This is a genomic window from Herpetosiphon llansteffanensis (assembly GCF_003205875.1).
In the GTDB taxonomy this organism is placed as follows: Bacteria; Chloroflexota; Chloroflexia; order Chloroflexales; family Herpetosiphonaceae; genus Herpetosiphon; species Herpetosiphon llansteffanensis.
Window position 1 is genome coordinate 35896 of the sequence record NZ_PUBZ01000109.1, and the last position, 6412, is coordinate 42307.

Sequence of the window (6412 nt, forward strand, 5' to 3'; positions counted from 1 at the left end):
ACTCATTGGACAATGGTTTAAACGTTATGGCGCAACCAATAGATTTGCTGGTTTTGGCAGTATCACGGGTGAAAAAAGGCGTAGCCCTCGCAGGTATGAGCACCGAAGCCCATCCCGTCACTGGTCGGGTGTGGCTCGATATTGTGCGTGCTGATGGCCCGCTGCAACTCAGTGATATTACGTTTGCTGATGGTTCGTTGATTAAGCCTGGTGATGTGGTGCGTTGGGAAGGCCTTGAGCCACATCCGCAACCGCCATTCGTTGAGCAATGGGCGATTACTGCTGCAAGTAGCAAAAGCTTGCTGCGGCATATTACGCCTGAGCGCTACGCCAAATTTTTGCCTGAACATCTTGACCAAGATCCAGCCGCTGTCTTCGAACGTCGCGAACGCTCGTTGTGCTTGATTCAAGCTCACGAAGTGCATGCGATGTTTGAGCGCGAAGAAAAACGCTTCAAAAGCTATATCCTGTTTGATTTGGCTGGCTTGGAAAGCGTCGATGAAACGCCAGTAACCGATGTGGCTTGGCGGGCCTTTGGTCAGCAGTGGATGCAATCGGAAGATGTTGATGAACTCGCGTTCGATCCCGATGATTTGCAGGCACGCTTTGGGCCAATTTATCTGGTGATTGGGATTCATGGCAATAGTTTATTGGTGCGTGGCGTGCACACCGTGCCAGCGTATGCGGCGAGGATCGACTCAAATCGGCTCTAAGGGAGGGGCATGATGGCGCTCAAGCCGTTTCGCCTAGGTCAATCGACTATCGTGCCATTGCCATTGGCTGATGTTTGGGAAATTGCCGCCCAAACCAGCCACATTAATCACGCTGTTGGCTTGCCCCCCATCACCTATAGCGAACGCACCCGCAGCGATGGTGTGCGCGAGATGGTCGGCAAAGCCCACCAATATGGCCTGCCAGTCCAATGGGTCGAGCATCCGTTTGAATGGGTCTATCAGCAGCAACTTTGGGTCGAACGGGTTTTTGAGCATTTCCCACCACTCGATCGCTTTATTGGCGGCACGATTCTCACACCGCATACCTCAATTAGTACTGAAGTCGAAACGTTTGTCCAAGTTTTTCCAAAAAATTTGTTGGGCTATCCAATTGGTTGGTTTATTGCTAACCAGATGATTGTTGGTCAAGCGGCTTTTTTTCGTTCAGTCGCCAAAAAGCCCAACGCCAGCAATTATTTTCCTCCAGCCCGCAAAGTTCGAGTCAATCGCACCGTGCTGCAAGAATTGCGCAACCGCATGCGCGATTTGCCCTGCGATCAGCAATTAATCGATCGTTTGTTTCAATTAATTCAGACCCAACGCGATGAAGATGTAGCAACCATGCGGCCTTTTGTCTTGGCTGATGCCTGGGGCGCTGAACGCTTGAGTGTGCTGCGGGTCTTTTTATATGCCACCTGGACGGGCTTGCTCGATATGAATTGGGATGTTTTGTGTCCTAATTGTCGAGTTGCGCGCGAACCCACGCCGCACTTGCGCGATCTGACCGCGAGCGCTCATTGCGAAGTCTGCAATATTAACTACGATGTGAATTTCGATGAGTATGTTGAATTGCGCTTCTCGGTTAGCCCCAAAGTGCGCAGCGCCAGCGGCACAACCTTCTGTGCACTTGGCTCGCCGGCCTTGAATGAGCATATTGTGGCTCAAGCACGGCTCAAGCCCAACCAACAACGCGAGGTCACGGTTCAGCTTAGCGCTGGCGGCTATCGCATGCGCATGTTGGGGATTGAACAACGCTGCACAATTCAGGCTCAGCCTGCTGGCGCAACCAGTGCCACTATCGCCCTAACTAACAACGGCCCCGACCAAACTGAGCTACATTTAGCAACAGAAGCCGTTATTTTGAACCTGCATAACACGACTGAGCACGAGCAATTGCTGATTATCGAGCATGATGCTTGGGGCTTTGGCCGAGTTAGCGCCTCCTTGGTTTCGACCTTGGCTGAGTTTCGTTCATTGTTCTCATCGGAAGTGTTGGCTCCTGGCTTGGGCTTGGGGATTAAAAATCTGACAATTTTATTTAGCGATATTAAAAACTCAACCCCAATGTATGAAGAACATGGCGATTCGCTGGCCTATGCGATGGTGCGCGACCATTTTAGCGTGCTGTTTCAGGCAATCGAGCAGCATAATGGCTCGATTGTCAAAACGATTGGCGATGCAGTAATGGCGGTGTTTGCGAATCCCGCCGATGGGGTTGCCGCAGCCTTGGCGATTCACCAGAATATGCAACAAGCCAACCAAGCGCGGCCTGATCGTCCGCCAATTGTGATTAAGATTGGCTTGCATACAGGCACATGCATCGCGGTTAATGCCAACGAAGTGCTCGATTATTTTGGTACAACTGTGAATGCTGCGGCACGTGCCCAAGGGCTAAGCGTTGGCGATGATGTAATTTTAACTGCCGATGTGATGGAATCTGCTGGTGTGCGCGCCATGCTCAGCCAAAACGATGTGTTGAGCGAGCACTTTACCCATAATCTTAAAGGTATCTCGCACATTTTTACGCTCTATCGGCTTACACCCAATCGATGATACCGTTTTGATCCACGAAGGACACGAAGAGCACGAAGGACGGAAAGCACGAAGGACGGAAACCGCGAAGAACGCGAAGGGCACGAAGGATGAGTTTTAAGCCACAGATTGCACAGATTTGTAGGATTGGGTTCTTGCTAGCCCAACGCCTCCAGCCTGACCCCTGAACCCTCATCCTTCATCCCTCATCCTTCAATTTAGCCACAGATTGCACAGATTGTTTTTGATTATCGTCCCAAAGCCAATAGCCAACAGCCTATAGCCACGTATCCTATGTTCTATGCTCTGTGCTCTATGCTCTGTTAACTATTCGGATCGGTGTAGCGGCTCCATGTGCCGTCGTTGGTCATGACCCAAATGCGGGCGGGGCGACCTTCGAGGGCTGGCGAGTGGAGCATGAGCCCATTGGGGAAATATTGCACCACCCCAGTAATTGGGTATTCGGGGCTATTGGCCCAACCAAGCGTCTCGCGAATGCCGCTCAGCGTATGCCAAAGCGTACCAAAACCACGAATTGGCTCCAATTTGCCTGCTGGTGCGGTTTCGCGTGGCTCGTCATAGGAAGGATCGTTGGGATTGGCAAAGCCTTGCCACGAGCCGCTGGCGGTCGCGTTATAGTACACATAAATTTGGTCGCTCGTGCCGACCCAATACATCATGCCGCCATCAAAATATTGAATTGAGGCCGTGCTGGCTGCTTCGCCATTGGTTGGGCAGCCCAAGGCTTCGGCAACGCTTGGGTTATTGCGCCAGAGATTGCCAAATCCACCTTGTAATGGCCCAAGACATGCGCTAATCGTCGTTGGCGCAGGCGTTGCGGTTGGCGGATTATTGGTTGGGGCGCTGGTTGGAGTTGGTGCTACTGGCAGCGCTTGGGTTACAACTGGGCGGTTTGTGACTTGAGCAACTTGGCTTGGCGCTGCGCTGACTGTGGTTGGGCTGGTTGTGGTTGGGCTGGGTGCGTTAGCCTCAATGGTGGCGGTGCTGCTGATCACAAGTGTCGGCGTAGCAGTTTGATTCATCTGCCCAGCCATGGCAGTTTGGGTTACGCCCATTTGCGCAACTTGGGTTCGATATTGCTCGCGTTCGGCGGCTTCGGTGGCCAAGGTTTGGCGCGCCTCTTGGCGATTATCCAAAACGGTATCGGTAACAAACATCAGCACGCCAGTGATGATCGCGCCAATGAGCAACAGAATTGGCCATGTTGATGGACGTTTGCGCCGCGTAATGACTGGCGTTTGCACTGAACCTTGGGCTTTGGCCACAATTTGATCGGCAGCAACGCTTGGAATAACGACAGCCTGCTTGGCTCCAGGTGGCGGCGTGGTGGCAACGCCAGTTGGCGCACCAATTGCTTCATTCAAAGAGCGGGCAAATAAGCCAGCTGATTTGGTGCGCTCGGCGGGATTTTTGGCCAGCGCCGCACTCAAAACTGCATCGATCGATGGCGGCACATGCGGGTTGCGCAACGAAGCCGCTTGGGGAGCCTGTGAAAGATGGGCCAGCAAAATATCGGTCGTCGAGCCATCGAAAGGTCGCACGCCAGTGAGCATGCGATAGGCCATGACCGCCAGCGAGTAAATATCGGCGCGGGCATCAACTGGGCCAATTTTGCTATCGATTTGCTCTGGAGCCATATAATCGGGCGTGCCAATCATCACGCCAGTTGAGGTAAGCCCCGGCGTATCAAGCGATTTGGCAATCCCAAAGTCGGTCAAAATAACTTGATTGTTATCATCGAGCATCACATTGCCCGGCTTAATATCACGATGCACCACCCCGCGACCGTGAGCGTAATCCAAGGCGCTGGCAACTTGGCGCACAATCTCGCCCACTTGTTCAGGCGACATAGCGCTATCGATTAATAATGTATCTTGGAGCGAGCGCCCGCTGAGCAACTTCATGGCGATATAAACTACGCCATCGGATTCGCCAACATCATAAATTGGCACAATGTTGGTATGCTCCAAACGGGCCGCCAAAATCGCTTCGCGCCGAAAACGCTCAACCAAGTTGGCATCGGCAACATATTGGGCATACAACACTTTGAGCGCAATCGGGCGACGTAAAATGGTATCGTCGGCCTCAAATACTGCGGCCATGCCGCCGCGCCCAAGAATGCGCGTAATTTTATAGCGCCCAAGTTGCTTGCCAATTAAATCTTCGATGCGCATGCTTCCTCCTGCCACCGATGTTTAGAATGAGCCATTGTTGCCAACCGTTGTGAGAACTGCCAATGTTTGTTCAGCGCAGCGTTGCCATGTCCATTGTTTCGCCCACGCTAGGCCACGCTCACGCAAATCGTGGCGTTGGGCTGAATTTTGCCATAGCGCCACAATCGCTGCCGCAATCGCTTCAGTTTGGGTTGGCTCGACCAATAATGCTGCATCGCCAGCAACTTCGGGCAAACTGCTGACATTACTGGTGATGACCGGCACGCCGCTAGCCATTGCTTCCAACACCGTCATGCCAAAGCCCTCGTACAACGATGGCAACAGATAGATTGTCGCACCACTGAGCAGCGTTGGTAAATCGTGATCATCCACATAGCCTAAAAAGGCCACATGCTCACTGATTCCTAACTGTTGGGCTTGTTGGGTGATTTGCTCGGTTAGCCAGCCGGTTTTGCCGCCCAGCGCCAAGATCGGCAAATCGGGGCAGCGTTGGCGGGCTTGAGCATAGGCTTCGATCAAGCGCACTAGATTTTTGCGTGGCTGAATGGTGCTGATAAATAACAGATATTCGCCATGCAAGCCATATTTGGCAGCAATGGCCTTGCTTTGCTCAGCTGGATGCTGGTAAAAACGCTCGTGCACGCCGTGGTAGACCACACTAATTTTTGCTGCGGGAATTCCTGTGTAGTGCAATAAATCGCGTTTGGTGGCCTCGGAGATCGCGATAATCTGGCTGGCCATGCGGGCGCTCCACAAGGTTGAGTAGCGCAAATATAGCCGCTGGCGGGCTGGGTGTGATTCTGGATGATGTTCGTAGCCCAAATCGTGAATTGTTACGACGCTGCGGCGTGGTGGCAGGCTTGGCAACACATGGGCTGGCACAAACGCCACATCAGGGCGATCGATTTGCCATGTCGGGCCAAGCCGCAGGTGCGTCCACAAGCGTGGCGTGGGAATTGGCTTAATGCGCCAATTGCGGCCCAGTGCTGGCAACGCCGCGGGGAGTTGATTGAAATATAAACAATAATCGTTAGTGCTGTCGGTTTGCGCCAACGCCCGCACCAACTCGGTGGTATATGATTCGGTGCCAGTGCGCTGCCCAACCGCCAAACGACTAGCATCAATTGCAATCTGCATACAGCCCTATTTCTCGCCAAAACTAGCTTAGGCATTGTAGCATATCGCATCTGTGCCTGTTCTGTTAAATAGATCAAAAGCGATTAATGCTTGCACAGCGTTAATCGCTTGATCCACGAAGAATACGAAGGAAATGAGGCTATAGGCTATTGGCTTCGATCTGGGTTGAAATTGATCCATGAAGGGCACGAAGGTTAAATTTTTAGCCACAGATTCCACAGATTGTTTGGATTATACTTCCGCTAGCCCATAGCCATAGCTTCTCTGCGCCTCTGCGTTAAAACTCCGATCCACGAAGGATGGGATCCACGAAGAGCACGAAGTTTAGAAACCGCGAAGGGCGCGAAGGGCTATTGGCTACAGGCTATTGGCTACATGTACTGGTACATTGGATTGGCAACCTGATCCCCTCACCCCCCACCCCCCTCCTTTCAAGGGTAGGTAGTTCGGGGAGGAAACGACAAACGGCAGAGAATTCGCGTATACTGGACGTGTCAGCACCCATGTCTACGAGGAATTCTATGCCGTTCCATGCTAGTTTAGCCGATTGGGAAG

The 6412-nt window shown here is 52.4% G+C and carries 4 protein-coding genes; 2 read left to right on the forward strand and 2 right to left on the reverse strand.

The genetic code is table 11. The features are described 5' to 3' along the window. The first annotated feature begins 26 nt into the window (after window positions 1–26). Both C5S61_RS16930 and C5S61_RS16935 read left to right on the forward strand, forming a co-directional pair. Window positions 27–713 carry a dual OB domain-containing protein gene (locus C5S61_RS16930; RefSeq protein WP_110516724.1) on the forward strand — a complete coding sequence of 229 codons (687 nt, stop codon included), beginning with the start codon at window positions 27–29 and terminating at the stop codon, window positions 711–713. Window positions 714–725: 12 nt separating this feature from the next. After that, complete coding sequence (locus tag C5S61_RS16935) at window positions 726–2546, forward strand: adenylate/guanylate cyclase domain-containing protein (RefSeq protein WP_164689571.1); 1821 nt, start codon at window positions 726–728, stop codon at window positions 2544–2546. A gap of 302 nt (window positions 2547–2848) precedes the next feature. On the opposite strand, the gene C5S61_RS16940 is transcribed toward C5S61_RS16935, so the two are convergent. Next, window positions 2849–4720, reverse strand: coding sequence for a serine/threonine-protein kinase (locus C5S61_RS16940; RefSeq protein WP_110516729.1), 1872 nt, complete (start codon window positions 4718–4720; stop codon window positions 2849–2851). Between the two features lie 21 nt (window positions 4721–4741). Continuing rightward, on the reverse strand, window positions 4742–5857 hold the full coding sequence (locus tag C5S61_RS16945) for a glycosyltransferase family 4 protein (RefSeq protein WP_110516731.1): 1116 nt from the start codon (window positions 5855–5857) through the stop codon (window positions 4742–4744). Between the last annotated feature and the right edge of the window lie 555 nt (window positions 5858–6412).

Excerpts from the sequence above, each read along its gene's own strand:
- C5S61_RS16930 (WP_110516724.1), top strand. The coding sequence starts at position 27 with ATGGCGCAACCAATAGATTTGCTGGTTTTGGCAGTATCACGGGTGAAA.
- C5S61_RS16935 (WP_164689571.1), top strand. The coding sequence starts at position 726 with ATGGCGCTCAAGCCGTTTCGCCTAGGTCAATCGACTATCGTGCCATTG.
- C5S61_RS16940 (WP_110516729.1), bottom strand. The coding sequence starts at position 4,720 with ATGCGCATCGAAGATTTAATTGGCAAGCAACTTGGGCGCTATAAAATT.
- C5S61_RS16945 (WP_110516731.1), bottom strand. The coding sequence starts at position 5,857 with ATGCAGATTGCAATTGATGCTAGTCGTTTGGCGGTTGGGCAGCGCACT.